The following is a 14,299-nucleotide window of genomic DNA, read 5'->3' as shown; positions in this document are numbered from 1 at the left end:
GGTTTGTGGAGATGGCGGGAATCGAACCCGCGTCCAACGGTGCAGAATCAGGGCTTCTCCGAGCGCAGTCCGCTACGTTTTTCTCGGCCCCGGAGATCACACGGACAAGTCTCCGACGGGCTCAGTCACTGTTTGATTTCCTTCCAGGTCCCGTGACCGGACCTAGAAGTTTAGTTCCCTAATTGATGCCAGGATCCGGGTCGGGAACAGCCCCGGGCTGACACTCCGCGGAGTCTTCGCTAGCTGCTAATTAGGCAGCGAGAGCGAAGGCGGAGGAATCGCGCTTAGAAGTGGCGATTATAGTTTGCGACATATGGTTTACGAGATCATTGCCGCTTCCTCGGCTCGCTTCACCTGCTTCGACATCCGCTGTCGAAACCGATCATCCCCATGTTGTTTTTTCAAACTGCTTCCTGCATGCACCCTCGATGGAGTGCACGGCCCATCCTACGTGATCAACAGAGCACGGTCCACGCGTATTCCCGGCACGGCGTCCGCCGGCGCCCGGAACAGTCAGGCCCGCTGCTTGCGCCTGACCGCCGCGACCGCGCGGTTCGTCTCGCGCAGATCCTGCTTCTCCCGCAGCGTCTGCCGCTTGTCGTACTCCTTCTTGCCCTTCGCCAGCGCGATCTCGATCTTCGCCCGGCCGTCCTTGAAGTACATGGCCAGCGGCACGATCGTGTGCCCCGACTCGCTCGACTTGGAGTCCAGCTTGTCGATCTCCAGCCGGTGCATCAGGAGCTTCCGCTTGCGCCGGGCGCTGTGGTTGGTCCACGTCCCCTGCGTGTACTCCGGTACGTGCACGTTGTGCAGCCAGGCCTCGCCCCCGTCGATCTGGACGAAGCCGTCCGTCAGCGACGCCCGCCCCTGGCGCAGGGACTTCACCTCGGTGCCGGTCAGCACCAGACCGCACTCGTAGGTGTCGATAATGAGGTAGTCGTGCCGCGCCTTCTTGTTCTGCGCGATCAGCTTGCGCCCTGTTTCCTTAGCCATAGTCCTTCCATTTTCGCACCTGGACGCGGTTTTCCTTAACCATTTCCGCCGAGGCCGCTGAGCACCGTCCGCGCCCGGTCCTGTGCCCGCTCGCTCACCTGCACGTCGGGGGTGATGCCCCGGCCGTCGACCCCGTGGCCGGCCGGCGTGCGGTAGTGCCCGACGGTCAGCTCGGCGACGGAGCCGTCCGGCAGCTTGCTCGGCATCTGCACCGAGCCCTTGCCGAACGTACGCGCCCCGACCGTGATGGACCGGCCCCGGTCCTGGAGCGCGCCCGTCACCAGCTCGGCCGCGCTCATCGTCCCGCTGTCGACCAGCACCACCAGGGGCCGGGTGGTGTCGCCCCCCGGATCAGCGTTCAACACCCGCTGCTCCCCGTTTATGTCGTACGTGGCGACCAGGCCGCCGTCCAGGAACGCGGAGGCGGCCGTGACGGCCTCGGAGACCAGCCCGCCGCCGTTGCCCCGCAGGTCGAGGAGGACGCCGGCCTCGTCGGGGGCGTCCAACACCGCGTCCCGTACCCGCGCGCCCGTGCCCTTCGTGAACGCCTCGACCTTGATCAGCCGGGCGCCGCCCGCCAGCGTGCCGACCGTGACCGACTCGGTGGTCAGCTCGGCCCGCCGCAGCGTACGCGTCCAGCGGTGGCCGTCCCGCTCCAGGCCCAGCACCACGGAGGAGCCGGCCGGCGCGCTCTTCGTGTCGCCGCGCAGCAGCGCCATGACGTCCGTCACGGGCCGCTTCGCGACGGACGCGCCGTCGATGGTCCGTACGGTGTCCCCGGCCTTGATGCCCGCCCGGGCCGCGGGCGCCCCGGGCTGGACCCGGGTCACCTCGATCAGACCGCCCGCCGCGCCGCGGGCCGCGAGCCCGACTCCGGTGTACCGGCCGTCGAGGCCCTGTTCAAACTCCTCGTACTCACTCTTGTCGTACACCGCGCCCCAGCGGTCACCGCTGCGGCTGACGACCTCCTCGGCCGCTTCCGTGGCCGACTTGCCGTCGGCCATCGCCTCGGCGGCGGCCCGGGCGACGTCGTCGCCGTGGACCGTGGAGGAGGCGGCGCGCAGCGGCAGCACCGGCGATTTCTCGTCGCTGCGCGGCAGGGAGTTCGTGGCCGCGGCCGTGGCCAGCACACTGGCGAATACGAAGGTCAGGGCCGCGCCACGGCGGACGCCGCGGGATCTTTGAGGCAACTCGGAGCCCGACATGGCGTTGAGTCTAGGACAACGCCCCCCGGCGAACGGGTCCTTGGCGACACGACGCCAAGGGCACTTGTCACACCCTGAGGTACTTGCGCAACGCGATGAAAGCGGCGAGAGCGGGCATCAGCAGCGCGATCGCCAGCACCAGCGGGAGCTTGGTCAGCACGGCGTCCCAGCCGATGAAGTTGACGAGTTCCATCTTGTGCGACAGATCAAGACCATGATCGATCAGGAAGTAACGCCCGAGGAGCAACATCGCGCACGCGACGACACCACCGAGCAGCCCGGCAAACGCGGCCTCCATGATGAACGGCATCTGGATGTAGAAGCTGGAGGCGCCCACCAGGCGCATGATCCCGGTCTCACGCCGTCGGCTGAACGCCGACACCCGCACGGTGTTGACGATCAGCATGATCGCGATGACGAGCATCAGCGCCATGACGAAGAGCGCGGCGACATTCATGCCCTGCATCAGCCCGAACAGGTTCTGGAGGATGTCGCGCTGGTCCTGGACGGACTGGACACCGTCCCGCCCCGCGAAGGCGGTCGCCACCACCTTGTACTTCTCGGGGTCCTTGAGCTTGACGCGGAAGGACTCCGGCATCTGGTCCGGGGTGATGGTGGCGGCGAGCGGCGAATCGCCGTACTGCTCCTTGTAGTGCTTGTACGCTTCATCGGCGTTCTCGTAGTGAACGGTCTCGACGATCGTCGTCATCTTCTTCAGATCGCCCTCGATCTGATTCCGCTGCTCCGTCGTGACCGCGCCCTTGGTGCACTGCGGCGACGTCGTCACATCTCCCTTGTTGCAGAGGAAGATGGAGACGTTGACCTTGTCGTACCAGTAGTCCTTCATCGTGCTGACCTGATCGCGCATGAGCAGCGCGCCGCCGAACAGGGCGAGCGAGAGGGCCACGGAGATGATGACGGCGAAGGTCATCGTGAGATTGCGGCGGAGGCCGACGCCGATCTCCGACAGGACGAACTGGGCGCGCATGGCGTCCTTTCAGCTTTCGGTGCTCAATGCGGTCGTGCTCACTGCCCCGTACGTACGCGACGCGGGCCGTGCTCAGTGCTGGTAGCCGTAGACGCCGCGCACCTGGTCGCGCACCAGGCGGCCCTGGTCGAGTTCCAGCACGCGCTTGCGCATCTGGTCGACGATGTTCTGGTCGTGCGTCGCCATCAGCACGGTCGTACCAGTGCGGTTGATGCGGTCCAGCAGCTTCATGATGCCCACGGAGGTCTGCGGGTCGAGGTTACCGGTCGGCTCGTCCGCGATCAGCAGCATGGGGCGGTTCACGAAGGCCCGCGCGATGGCGACGCGCTGCTGCTCACCACCGGAGAGTTCACCGGGCATCCGGTCCTCCTTGCCGCCGAGTCCGACCAGGTCGAGGACCTGCGGGACGGACTTGCGGGTCTCGCCGCGGGACTTGCCGATGACCTCCTGCGCGAACGCCACGTTCTGCGCGACGGTCTTGTTCGGCAGCAGCCGGAAGTCCTGGAAGACCGTGCCCAGCTGGCGGCGCATCTGGGGCACCTTCCAGTTGGACAGGCGCGCCAGGTCCTTGCCGAGGACGTGGACCATGCCGGTGCTGGTGCGCTCCTCGCGGAGGATCAGTCTCAGGAAGGTCGACTTGCCGGAACCGGACGAGCCGACGAGGAAGACGAACTCCCCCTTCTCGATGTCGAGCGAGACATCACGCAGCGCGGGGCGGTTCTGCCTCGGGTAGGTCTTGGAAACGTTGTCGAATCGAATCACGAGATACACCACGGTCGGCCGGGAGCAGGTGTGCGTGACCTTACGCGAACCCGACTGGCGCGCGCAGTCCGCTGCGGAGGTTGGGACGGGCTTGGGCGATTTATCACGGATGCGCGGCGTCCGCCAGTGGCAGCGGTCACACCGGAAACCGGCCGGGCGCGCCGAACCGGCCGGGAACTGGCACAGTGGTAAGGGGAACAGTCACGATTCCCCGAGCGTTGAGCGGGGAGACACTGGCTGCGGCTCCGCCGCGCGGTGAGGAGGAATGCGCATGACCTACGACAGATTGGTGTGCGCCAACTGCGCGGGACCCGTCAGCGAGGGCAGGTGCCGCGTCTGCCGGGCGAGCCGGGAGCGCCTCCAGCAGGAGGGCCCCTTCGGCGGCCTGAGCCCGGTGGCCCTGCTGACGATGATCGTTGTGCTGCTCGCCGCGGTGGCCTTCGTGGCGGTGCAGCAGACCGCGTAGCGCGCGGCGCGAACATGGGAAGGGCCCGGACACCATGCACGGTGTCCGGGCCCTTCCGTATGTCGTGGACGATGCCCAGGACGACGTCCTCAGACGGCGGTACGTCCGCCGGCCACCAGACGCGGCAGCATCCGGAATCCGATGCCACCCGCGATCATGGTCGCGGCGCCGATCAGCAGGAACGTGGTCTCGAAGGCACCGGTTTCCGCCAGCTCCTCCTTGGCCTCACCCTGCTGCACCGGCTGAGAGCCGAGGCTGTCGGTGTCGGTCCCGCCGCCACCGGTCGTGGAGGCGGAGCCGCCGGTGTCGCCACCGCCGGTGGTGCCCCCGCCGCTCGTGTTGCCGCTCGTGGTCGCGCCACCGTCACCGGTACCGCCCTGGTCGCCGGTGCCGCCCTGCTCACCGGCACCACCTTGCTCGCCACCACCAACGGCAGCGGCACCACCCTGCTCGCCACCACCAACCGCGGCAGCACCACCCTGCTCGCCACCACCAACCGCGGCAGCACCACCCTGCTCGCCACCGCCAACGGCAGCAGCACCACCCTGGTCGGCACCACCTTGCTCACCGCCACCAACGGCAGCGGCGCCACCCTGCTCGCCACCACCGACCGCGGCAGCACCACCCTGCTCGCCACCACCAACGGCAGCGGCACCACCCTGCTCGCCACCACCGACCGCGGCAGCACCACCCTGCTCGCCACCACCAACGGCGGCGGCACCACCCTGCTCACCGCCACCAACGGCAGCGGCACCACCCTGGTCGGCGCCACCGTCCACGCCGCCCGGGTCGCCGCCTCCATCGACGCCACCCGGGTCTCCGTCATTGCCGATACCGAGACCGGCGTCTACGGTCACACCCACACCTGCGGCCTGTGCGACGCCCGCGACGGTCAGCGACGCGCCGGCGGCGATCACCGCGCCCGCCGCGATCCGCGCCACGCGAACGCGTGTCTTCTTGGTCATCTGCTTGCTACCCCCAGTAGCCGATTCGTTGAGGTGCAGCGTCCGGGGCAGCGGCCGCGCGGGGGGTACATCTGGTCCGCCCCCGGTCACACGCGCCCCAGGAATACGCATGCCACGGGCAGCTTTCCCATTTTCCATATACGCGTCAAGGCCGCCGCGCGCGCGATGACCGGATTCACGCCAGATGTCCCGGGCATGGGCATCCAACTGTGACACAAAAGGGAACTGCCGCCCCTGGGGCGGCAGTTCCCGTGTCGACAAAGCGCGTTTTTACCGTTCGCGCTGCTTGCGCCAGCGAATTCCGGCCTCGAGGAAACCGTCGATCTCCCCGTCGAGCACCGCGTGCGGATTGCCGACCTCGAAGTCTGTCCGCAGGTCCTTGACCATCTGGTAGGGGTGCAGGACGTACGAACGCATCTGGTTTCCCCAGGAGTTGCCGCCGTCGCCCTTGAGGGCGTCCATCTCGGCCTGCTCCTCCTGGCGGCGGCGTTCGAGCAGCTTCGCCTGGAGCACGTTCATCGCGCTCGCCTTGTTCTGGATCTGCGACCGCTCGTTCTGGCAGGAGACGACGATGCCGGTCGGTACGTGGGTGATCCGCACCGCGGAGTCGGTGGTGTTGACGCCCTGTCCGCCGGGACCCGAGGCGCGGTACACGTCCACGCGCAGCTCGGACTCGTCGATCTCGACATGGTCGCTGGACTCCACGACCGGCAGCACCTCGACACCGGCGAACGACGTCTGGCGGCGGCCCTGGTTGTCGAACGGCGAGATACGGACCAGGCGGTGGGTGCCCTGCTCCACGGAGAGCGTGCCGTAGGCGTACGGGACCTTCACCGCGAAGGTGGTCGACTTGATGCCGGCCTCTTCCGCGAAGGACGTCTCGTAGATCTCCGTGCCGTAGTTGTGGCGCTCGGCCCAGCGCAGGTACATCCGCTGGAGCTGCTCCGCGAAGTCCGCGGCGTCCACCCCGCCCGCCTCGGCGCGGATGTTGACCAGCGCCTCACGGGCGTCGTACTGGCCGGAAAGGAGCGTACGGACCTCCATCTCGTCCAGCGCCTTGCGCACCGACTCCAGCTCGGCCTCGGCCTCGGCGAGCGCGTCGGCGTCGTCCTCGCCCTCGGCGAGCTCGAACAGGATCTCCAGGTCGTCGATGCGCCCGCGCAGGGTCTCCGTCTTGCGGAGTTCGGCCTGGAGGTGCGAAAGCTTGCTGGTGATCTTCTGCGCGGCCTCCGGGTCGTCCCACAGGGACGGGGCCGCGGCCTGCTCCTCGAGCACGGCGATGTCGGCCCTCAGTTTGTCGAGGTCCAGGACGGCCTCGATCGACCCCATGGTCGAGGAGAGGGACTTCAGCTCTTCGGATACATCGACGACTGCCACGGGTCCAGCGTAACGGCTGAGCGCGCGAACCCTCCCCCCGCGGGCTTCGGGGGTCCCGTCCCCGCGTATCCGCCGCGCCTACAGCCCCGCGCCTACAGCCGCGTGCCCACGGTCCCGCCCTCACAGCTCCCCCTACGGCTACGGCTCCGGGGATGTCGTCCGCTTGGAATCCTGCGGGGGGCCGTCCCCGCCGCCGCTCGCGGCCAGCCAGCCGCCCCCGCCCAGGGCGGCCGCCAGCAGGACCGCCGCTACCGCCAGGGTGATACGGCGCTTGCGCACGGTCTCCGCCTTGTGCCGGGCCGCGCCCGGCTTGCGCAGGCTCGGCGACCGGGGCGCGCGGGCCGTACCGCGCGCGCCGCCCGCCAGCTCGTCCGGCGCCGGGACGCGCATGCTGGTGTGGGTGTCCCGGTTGGAGTCCGGTACGGCGCCGGGCACGAGCGGGACCGCGCCGCGGCGGCGCGGCTCCTCGGGGGAACCGGGCCGCGGTTCCTCGTACGGCTGCTCGGTCGGCTCACCGTCCGGCTCGTCCACGTCCAGCGGCGGGATGCCCGCGAGTCCCGGCAGCTGTTCCCGCAGGCGGGCGGCGAGTTCCGAGGCGCGCAGCCGGGAGGCCGGCGCCTTCGCCAGGCACTGGACGAGCAGCTGCCACAGCTCGTCGGGGATGCCGGGCAGCGGCACGACGGTCTCGGTGACGTGCCGGCGCAGTACGGCTCCGGGGTGGCCGCCGCCGAACGGCGTGAAGCCGGCGAGCAGTTCGTACAGGACGGTGGCGAGCGCGTAGATGTCGACGGCCGCGCGCGGCGGGAGCCCTTCGACGATCTCGGGCGCCAGGTAGTCCGGTGTGCCGATGATCCTGGTCGCCTTCGTACGGCGCGGGGTGTCGATCAGCTTGGCGACGCCGAAGTCGGTGAGCAGCGCCGGGTGGGCGCCGCCGGGGCCGAGCGGCCCCTCCATGTCGAGCAGGATGTTCTCCGGCTTGACGTCGCGGTGCACGATCCCGGCCTTGTGGGCGGCCGCGAGCGCGTCGGCGACATCGGCGACGATCGCGACGGCCGCCTCGGGGGCGAGTCTGCGCTCGCGGTCGAGACGGGTGCGCAAGTCGGTGCCGCGTACCAACTCCATGACCAGCGCGAGGTCGTTGCCGTCCACGACGAGGTCGCGGACGCCGACCACCCGGGGGTGGTCGAGCCCGAGCAGGGCCGTGCGCTCCTGGACGAAGCGCCCGACGAGCTCCTGGTCGGACGCCAGGTCCTCGCGCAACAGCTTGATGGCGACGGGGCCTTCGGGCCCCTCGCCGAGCCACACCGTGCCGGCGCTGCCCCGTCCCAGGATCTGGTGGGCGATGTACCGGCTGCCGATATTCCGTGCCAAGACTGCTCCCTCAGCGGCTGGCGTTGCCCCTCAAAGTACGCGGCAATCGGGGTGTTCAGTGCCCAGGCCGGGACACGCCCGCACCTCCGTGGGGCGAAAAGTGTGGTTCTGGGCTGTCCGCGCCGCCGTATTGCCCTCGAAAGGGTCACTACGCGCCGGTCGAATTCCCCAGATCCGAGATCCACTTCGACACCGAGGAGATGCCGTCGCCGATCGTCGACAGGAAACTCTTACTCGTACCGATCCAGTCCTGGAGCGGTGTCAGCTCCCAGACCAGCCAGCCGGCCACGAACAGCACCACCAGCGTGAAGAGACAGCCCTTGAGGCAGCCGAGGCCCGGAATGCGCATCGGGTTGGCGCTGCGCTGGCGGGGCTGGCGTGGCTCACGCGGCTGCCGGGGGGCCGGTTGCTGGGGCGGCGGCTGCGGCGGGGCGTACTGCTGTTGCTGCGGGGGCGGCGGGGCGTACCGCTGCTGCTGAGGCTGTTGCTGCTGTTGTTGCTGCCGTTGCTGCCGTTGCTGCTGGCGCGACTGCGGCTGCTGTTGCTGTTGCTGTTGCTGCGGGTACCCCTGTTGCGCCGCCTGCCGGTTCTCGGGCGGAGGCGGCGGCTGCTGCTGGCGCGGGGGCTGCGGCCGGTGCGGACGGCGGCGCAGCGGGTCCTGGCTGGGGTCGAGGTACTGGACCTGGGTCTGTTCGTTGCGGTCCCTGGCGGCCTGGAGCTGGCTCTGCCAGGGGTGCGGGCCGTCCGGTTCTCCCGGGGGTACGGGTGGCATGACCGACGTCGGGTCGGCGTTCGGGCCGGGCGCGCCGTACCCCTGTCCGGGACCGCCGGGACCGCCGGGGCCGCCCGCTCCCGCGTATCCGCCGGAGGGCAGGAAGCTGGTCGCCGCGTTCGGGTCGAAGGCGGCGGCGTTGCTCGGCAGGACCTGCGTCGGGTCCGCCGCGCCCGGGGTGTCCGGCACGGCGGCGGGCGCCGGGTCGGGCGCGAGCAGCGCGCCGACGCCGAGCGCCGCGTCGATCTGGGCGGCACTGGAATGGACTCCGACCCCGGCGGCGACGACCCGCAGCGCGCGGGCCAGGTTCTCGGCGCTGGGCCGCTGGTCGGGGTTCTTGCGCAGGCAGCGCTCGATGACCGTCCAGAGCGGCTCGGGCACGGTCGAGGGCCGGCGCGGCTCCTCGCTGAGGTGGCGGTGCAGCACTTCAAGGGCGGTCGCCCCGGCGAACGGCGGGTGGCCCGTGACCAGCTCGTACATCAGGATGCCCGCGCCGTAGATGTCGACGGCGGACGTCTGCGGACGACCCTCGGCGGACTCCGGTGCGACATACGCGGGCGTGCCGACAAATTCGTGGGTACGGGTCAGGCCCGGCGAGTCCGCGAGGCGCGCGATGCCGAAGTCGGTGAGCATCGGGTGCATCTGCCCGTTGTCGTCCTTCAGGAGGACGTTGGCGGGCTTGAGGTCGCGGTGGACGACGCCGTCCGCGTGGCTGGCGGCGAGCGCGTCCGCGATCTGTGCGGTGAGCAGGGAGGCGGCGACGGGGCTGAACGGGCCGTTGTCGCGCAGGTAGCGGTGCAGGTCGGGGCCGTCGACCAGGTCCATGACGAGGGCGAGGAGGTCCCCCTCCACGACCAGGTCGCGGGTACGCACGATGTTGGGGTGCGTGAGGCGGAGCAGGACGGAGCGCTCCCGCAGGAACCGCATCACGACGTCCGCGTCGTTGGCCAGCTCCTCCTTGAGGACCTTGATCGCGACGGTCTCGCCGGGCTGGCCGGCGACGGCCGCCTCGGCACCCGCGGTCTCGCGCTGACGGGCCCGCCAGACGACACCGGTGGCGCCGCGTCCGAGCGGCTCCTCCAGGAGGTACTTGCTGCCTACCGGCCGCACGTCATGGGCTCCCTGCTGCTGGTGTGTCCTCTTGCATCGTCCCGGACCCGCCGGGGTTCCGACCCACTTTAGACCGGCCGAACGAGTCGGAGGCCGGTCATCGACAGGTCCCGTCGCACTGACAGTCGTACGTCTGTCGCATGCGTGTCGCACGTCTGTCCCGTCGGGACGAGAGACGCGAACCGGAAGGTGATGGTTGCCGAACGGCTGTCCCCCGGGCATCAGTGATGATCTCAACGTCGTTCCAAGGGGCGCCCAAGCAGGCACTTTTGCACCCACAGCCGACCATTCAAGATCACTTGTCTGCGGCCCCCGGGCGTGTTGTCGGTGGCAGGTGCGAGGATGCCCTCAGCGCGTCGGGTGCCGGCCGGGGACGGCACCGTACGCGCCGACCTGTACCGGACGACGCGTCCCGTGCGTGGTGGGGGGAATCACAGGGCAGTACCCCTGCCGGGCACCCCGCGCAGAGCCGGGGACCCCGCGCAGAAGGGACCGCTGACGCGATGCAGATCCGGCTGACCGTCCTCGCGCCGCGCAGCGGCCACGCCGCGGGACGCGCGTGCGACGTGCTCGTCACCGCACCCGCCGGGACGGCGCTGGCCGCCGTCGCCTCCGCCCTCGCCACCGCCGTGTCGGGACCCGACGCGTCGGGCACCGTGGTGCTGTACGCGGGCGCCGAGCGGCTCGACGCGCAGCGCTGCGCCCTCGGGGAGCCGCCGCTGATCGACGGCGCGGTGCTCTCCCTCCAGGTCCCGGGGCAGGACGAGACGCACGGCGTGGCGGAGATGGACGCGCCGGCCCAGCTGCGGGTGGTCGCGGGGCCCGACGCGGGCGGGGTCCATCTGCTGCACGGCGGGCAGATCAGGATCGGCCGCTCCGCCGACGCGGACGTCCCGCTCGACGACCCGGACGTCTCGCGGCTGCACTGCGCGGTGACGGTCGCGGACGACGGCGGGGTGTCGGTCGCGGACCTCGGCTCGACGAACGGTACGACGCTGGAGGGCGCCGAGGTCGGGCCCCGGCCGGTCCGGCTGCCGCCCGGGGCGCTGCTGCGGATCGGCGAGTCGGCGGTCCGGCTCATGACGGGCGGCCTGACGCCCCCGCTGCCGACGACCCCGGACGGGGAGGGCCATCTGCGGGTGGTGCGCCCGGCGGGCGGGGACGGGTACGCGGGCGGGTACGAGGACGACGCGCGCGCGGGCGACGCCGACGGCAGGTCCACGGAGACGGGCGCGTACGGCTCCGGGGGGTACGGCACGGACGGCTCGGGCCTCGGCCCCGCGGGGGCCTCGCCGGGGCCCCAGTACGGCGGACAGCGGTCCGGGTCCGGTTCGTCCGGGTCCGGTTCGTCCGGGGCAGGGTCGCCGTTCCCGGAGCAGCGGTCCGTACCGGGAGCGCGGCAGGGACAGCCCCAGGGGCCGCCGTGGGACGGCTCACAGGACGGCTCGTACGGCGAGGGGTCCCCGCGCGGACCCCAGCACACCGCTCAGCCCGGACTGCGCCCCGGACTCCAGCCCGGCTCCGGCCGTGCCTCCGGGCAGGATCCGCGCCACGGCGCGAGGGACGCGTACGGCACCGGGCAGGACCGGAACGCGCCCGAGGAGCCCCACGGCCGGACGGTCCACTCGTACGGCGGCCGGCCCCGTGACTCACGGGTGCCCGACCCCCGGAGCGCCGTCGACACGCACTACGGCTTCTCGACCTCAGGACCGGGCGCTGACGGCAGGGGCTCCGAAGGCCGGGGCTCCGACGCCGACACCGGCCCCGGAGGCGCGCACAGCAGGGCGGCGGACAGCGAGCAGCCGTACGCGCCCGCCGACGACGAACACGGAGACGGCCCCCAGTCGCACAGCAGGACCACCGGCACCCGCCGTCAGGGCACGCCCACCCGGGGCACCCAGCTGCCCGACGCCGCCGCCCGGCGGCGCGGCGGCATAGGAGCGTGGGCCAGGCGGCTGGCCGGGAGCCGGGAGGAAGAACCCGCCGAGAGCGCCCCGGGCCCCCGGCCCCCGGCCGGCCCGGCGGGGCGCGCCCCTCTCGCGGAGACCTGGCCGGACCCCGCCGAAGTCCTGCTGACGGCGCTCGGCCCGGGGCCCCGGCTCTGGGAGCGCGACAGCCACCACACCGAGGCGCTGGTCGTCCGGCTGGGCACGGCGGACCGCCCGGCGCCGGACGGCGCGGGGCTGCTGCCCGGCGTGCCCGTGACCCTCGGGCTGCGCGAGGCCGGTTCGCTCGGCCTGGCCGGCCCCCGGGAGCGGCTGACCGGCCTGGCCCGCTCGGTCGTCGCCCAGCTCGCCGCGCTGCACTCCCCCGCCGATCTGGAGATCGTCCTGATCAGCACGGACCGGGCGCGCACCCCCGAGCAGCGCAGACAGGAGTGGGGCTGGCTCGGCTGGCTCCCCCAGGTGCGCCCCGCGCACGGCCAGGACTGCCGGCTGCTGCTCGCCTACGACCGGGACCAGGCCACCGCCAGGACCGCCGAGCTGACCCGCAGGCTCGACGCCGGGCCGCTCGGCACGGGGTGGGCCTCGGCCGGCCCGGAGTCCGTCGCGCGGGCGGCCGAGGCCCACGAGGGGCCGTACACGGTCGTGGTCGTGGACGGTGATCCCGGTTCCGCCTCGCTGCGCCAGGTGACGGCGCGGCTGGCGAGCGCCGGCGCCGCCGCCGGCATCCATCTGATCTGTCTGGCCGAGACCCCGGCCGCCTCGCCCCTCTCACCGGTCGCCGCGACCTACGAGACGGCGTGCGCGGCCTCGCTGCCCTTCCGTGAGTGCGGGGCGGTCGGCCTGCTGAGCGGCGACGTGGCCACCGCGCTGCGCCTGTTGCGTACGGCGGTGGGGGAGCCCGCGGGGCACGGCACGGTCGCCGTCGTGGACGCGGTCTCGCCGGCCTGGGCCGAGCGCTTCGGCCGGGCGCTGGCGCCGCTGCGTACGGCGGTCGGTGGCGGCGGCCCGGGGCGGCCCGCCGCCGCGCTGCCGTCGTCGGCGCGGCTGCTCGACGAGTTGGGGCTGGCGCGGGCCACCCCGGCGTCCCTGATGGCCCGTTGGGCGTCCGCAGCGGACGGCACGGCCGACTGCACGGCGGTGCTCGGCGCCGGGCCGCACGGCCCCGTGAGTGTCGATCTGGCCGAGGAGGGCCCGCATCTGCTGATCGAGGGCCCGTCCGGCAGCGGCCGTTCGGAACTGCTGCGCTCCGTCGCCGCCTCGCTGGCCGCCGCCGACCGGCCCGACCGGCTGGGGCTGCTGCTGGTGGACGGCGCGGGCGGCGAGCGGGGCGAGGGGCTCGGGGCCTGTACGGAACTGCCGCACGTCCTGGAGCTGTTGGTCGCCTCGGAGCCGGTGCGGATGCGCGAGTTCGCCCAGGCGCTGGGCGCGGAGCTGAAACGGCGTGCGGAGCTGCTGGGCCGGCTGGACTTCACCGAATGGCACAGCAGGCGCGAGGTGGCGGAGCGGATGGTCGGCCCGCGCCCGCCGAGCGGCACCGAACAGCGGACGCCGTCCGGCGGCACGCTCCGGCTCAGGACGACCTCGGCGCGTACGGAACCGGAACCGGAGCCGGAACAGCCGTCGCTGCCCCGGCTCGTCGTGCTGGTGGACGACTTCGACGCGCTGGTGGCTCCCGCGCTCGGCAGCCCCGGCCGCCCGGCCGCCGGTTCCGTCGTCCGGGCGCTGGAGGCGGTGGCCAGGGACGGCGAGCGGCTCGGCGTGCATCTGGTGGCGTCGTCCGCCTGTCCGAACCGCACCAGCGACACGGATCTGGCGCAGGGCGCCCGGCTCCGTGTGGTGCTGGACCCGCCGCCCGCGACCCCTTCCCCGGACGATCCGTCGCCGGGCCGGGGCCGCCTCGGCCATCCGGACGGCCGGGTCACCCCGTTCCAGGGCGGCCGGGTGACGGGCCGTATCCCCCGTACGGCGACGCTGCGGCCGACCGTCGTACCGCTGGAGTGGGAGCGCATGGGCGACCCGCCGGCCCGCAGGCCCGTCAGGGAGCTGGGCAACGGACCGACGGACCTGGCGCTGCTCGCCAGCGCCCTGGAACGCGCGGCCCGGTCCGTCCACGCCGTACCGGTCGCGCCTCTCGCTCCGGCCCACCCCTAGGGCGTGTCCGCAAAGTGGTTGGTTCGTTGGTAAGTCGTGGTGAGGCGTCATGAGTTGAGTGATGAGTCGTGGGCTGTGGTGGAGCCGTTGTTGCCGCGGTCGCGGATGGGGCGGCCTGTGCGGGACCGGCGGCAGGTGATGAACGGGATCTTGTGGAAGCTGTCGACCGGGGCGGCCTGGCGGGATCTCCCGG

11 protein-coding genes and 1 other RNA gene are annotated in these 14,299 nt (G+C 71.9%); 4 read left to right on the top strand and 8 right to left on the bottom strand.

Translation table 11 applies throughout. The features are described 5' to 3' along the window. Positions 1-3: 3 nt before the first annotated feature. From ssrA to ftsE, 5 genes are all read right to left on the bottom strand, one after another. Positions 4-390, bottom strand: a transfer-messenger RNA (tmRNA) gene (gene ssrA / locus ACIO1C_RS06100). 123 nt (positions 391-513) lie between these two features. After that, positions 514-993, bottom strand: a complete 480-nt coding sequence (gene smpB / locus ACIO1C_RS06095; RefSeq protein ID WP_161307876.1) for an SsrA-binding protein SmpB — start codon at positions 991-993, stop codon at positions 514-516. A 35-nt stretch (positions 994-1,028) separates the two neighbouring features. Continuing rightward, on the bottom strand, positions 1,029-2,198 hold the full coding sequence (locus ACIO1C_RS06090) for a S41 family peptidase (protein WP_401859150.1): 1,170 nt from the start codon (positions 2,196-2,198) through the stop codon (positions 1,029-1,031). Positions 2,199-2,265: 67 nt separating this feature from the next. Continuing rightward, positions 2,266-3,186 (bottom strand): permease-like cell division protein FtsX, encoded by a 921-nt coding sequence (gene ftsX / locus ACIO1C_RS06085; RefSeq protein WP_401859148.1) that lies wholly within the window; start codon positions 3,184-3,186, stop codon positions 2,266-2,268. A gap of 72 nt (positions 3,187-3,258) precedes the next feature. Continuing rightward, entirely contained in the window at positions 3,259-3,948 is a 690-nt protein-coding gene (gene ftsE, locus ACIO1C_RS06080) for a cell division ATP-binding protein FtsE (RefSeq protein ID WP_161311574.1), read from the bottom strand. A gap of 271 nt (positions 3,949-4,219) precedes the next feature. Here ftsE and ACIO1C_RS06075 point away from each other — a divergent pair, with 271 nt between their 5' ends. Both ACIO1C_RS06075 and ACIO1C_RS06070 read left to right on the top strand, forming a co-directional pair. Further along, positions 4,220-4,414, top strand: a complete 195-nt coding sequence (locus ACIO1C_RS06075; RefSeq protein ID WP_401859146.1) for a hypothetical protein — start codon at positions 4,220-4,222, stop codon at positions 4,412-4,414. 71 nt (positions 4,415-4,485) lie between these two features. Next, a complete protein-coding gene (locus ACIO1C_RS06070) occupies positions 4,486-5,592 on the top strand; it encodes a hypothetical protein (protein WP_401859144.1) in 1,107 nt (368 codons plus the stop codon). Between the two features lie 57 nt (positions 5,593-5,649). Here the strand turns inward: ACIO1C_RS06070 and prfB are convergent, their stop codons facing one another. From prfB to ACIO1C_RS06055, 3 genes are all read right to left on the bottom strand, one after another. Then, positions 5,650-6,756, bottom strand: coding sequence for a peptide chain release factor 2 (prfB, locus tag ACIO1C_RS06065; RefSeq protein WP_327236393.1), 1,107 nt, complete (start codon positions 6,754-6,756; stop codon positions 5,650-5,652). A gap of 138 nt (positions 6,757-6,894) precedes the next feature. Then, positions 6,895-8,127: a serine/threonine-protein kinase gene (locus ACIO1C_RS06060; RefSeq protein ID WP_401859142.1), complete on the bottom strand. Its 1,233-nt coding sequence runs from the start codon at positions 8,125-8,127 to the stop codon at positions 6,895-6,897. A gap of 148 nt (positions 8,128-8,275) precedes the next feature. Then, the gene (locus ACIO1C_RS06055; RefSeq protein ID WP_401859140.1) at positions 8,276-10,009 is read right to left on the bottom strand and encodes a serine/threonine-protein kinase; all 1,734 of its coding nucleotides are present in this window, start codon (positions 10,007-10,009) and stop codon (positions 8,276-8,278) included. Positions 10,010-10,512: 503 nt separating this feature from the next. Here ACIO1C_RS06055 and ACIO1C_RS06050 point away from each other — a divergent pair. Both ACIO1C_RS06050 and ACIO1C_RS06045 read left to right on the top strand, forming a co-directional pair. Beyond that, the gene (locus tag ACIO1C_RS06050; RefSeq protein ID WP_401859138.1) at positions 10,513-14,106 is read left to right on the top strand and encodes an FtsK/SpoIIIE domain-containing protein; all 3,594 of its coding nucleotides are present in this window, start codon (positions 10,513-10,515) and stop codon (positions 14,104-14,106) included. 36 nt (positions 14,107-14,142) lie between these two features. Then, on the top strand, positions 14,143-14,299 hold a 157-nt coding region (locus ACIO1C_RS06045; protein ID WP_401859928.1), incomplete at its 3' end, for a transposase.

The sequence above is a fragment of the Streptomyces sp. NPDC087420 genome (genome assembly GCF_044744165.1).
Lineage (GTDB): Bacteria > Actinomycetota > Actinomycetes > Streptomycetales > Streptomycetaceae > Streptomyces.
The sequence above is the reverse complement of the archived record's forward strand: the minus strand, read 5'-3'. Positions and strand labels throughout refer to the sequence as shown.

Excerpts from the sequence above, each read along its gene's own strand:
- smpB (WP_161307876.1), bottom strand. The coding sequence starts at position 993 with ATGGCTAAGGAAACAGGGCGCAAGCTGATCGCGCAGAACAAGAAGGCG.
- ACIO1C_RS06070 (WP_401859144.1), top strand. The coding sequence starts at position 4,486 with ATGCCCAGGACGACGTCCTCAGACGGCGGTACGTCCGCCGGCCACCAG.
- ACIO1C_RS06075 (WP_401859146.1), top strand. The coding sequence starts at position 4,220 with ATGACCTACGACAGATTGGTGTGCGCCAACTGCGCGGGACCCGTCAGC.
- ACIO1C_RS06090 (WP_401859150.1), bottom strand. The coding sequence starts at position 2,198 with ATGTCGGGCTCCGAGTTGCCTCAAAGATCCCGCGGCGTCCGCCGTGGC.
- ACIO1C_RS06050 (WP_401859138.1), top strand. The coding sequence starts at position 10,513 with ATGCAGATCCGGCTGACCGTCCTCGCGCCGCGCAGCGGCCACGCCGCG.
- ftsX (WP_401859148.1), bottom strand. The coding sequence starts at position 3,186 with ATGCGCGCCCAGTTCGTCCTGTCGGAGATCGGCGTCGGCCTCCGCCGC.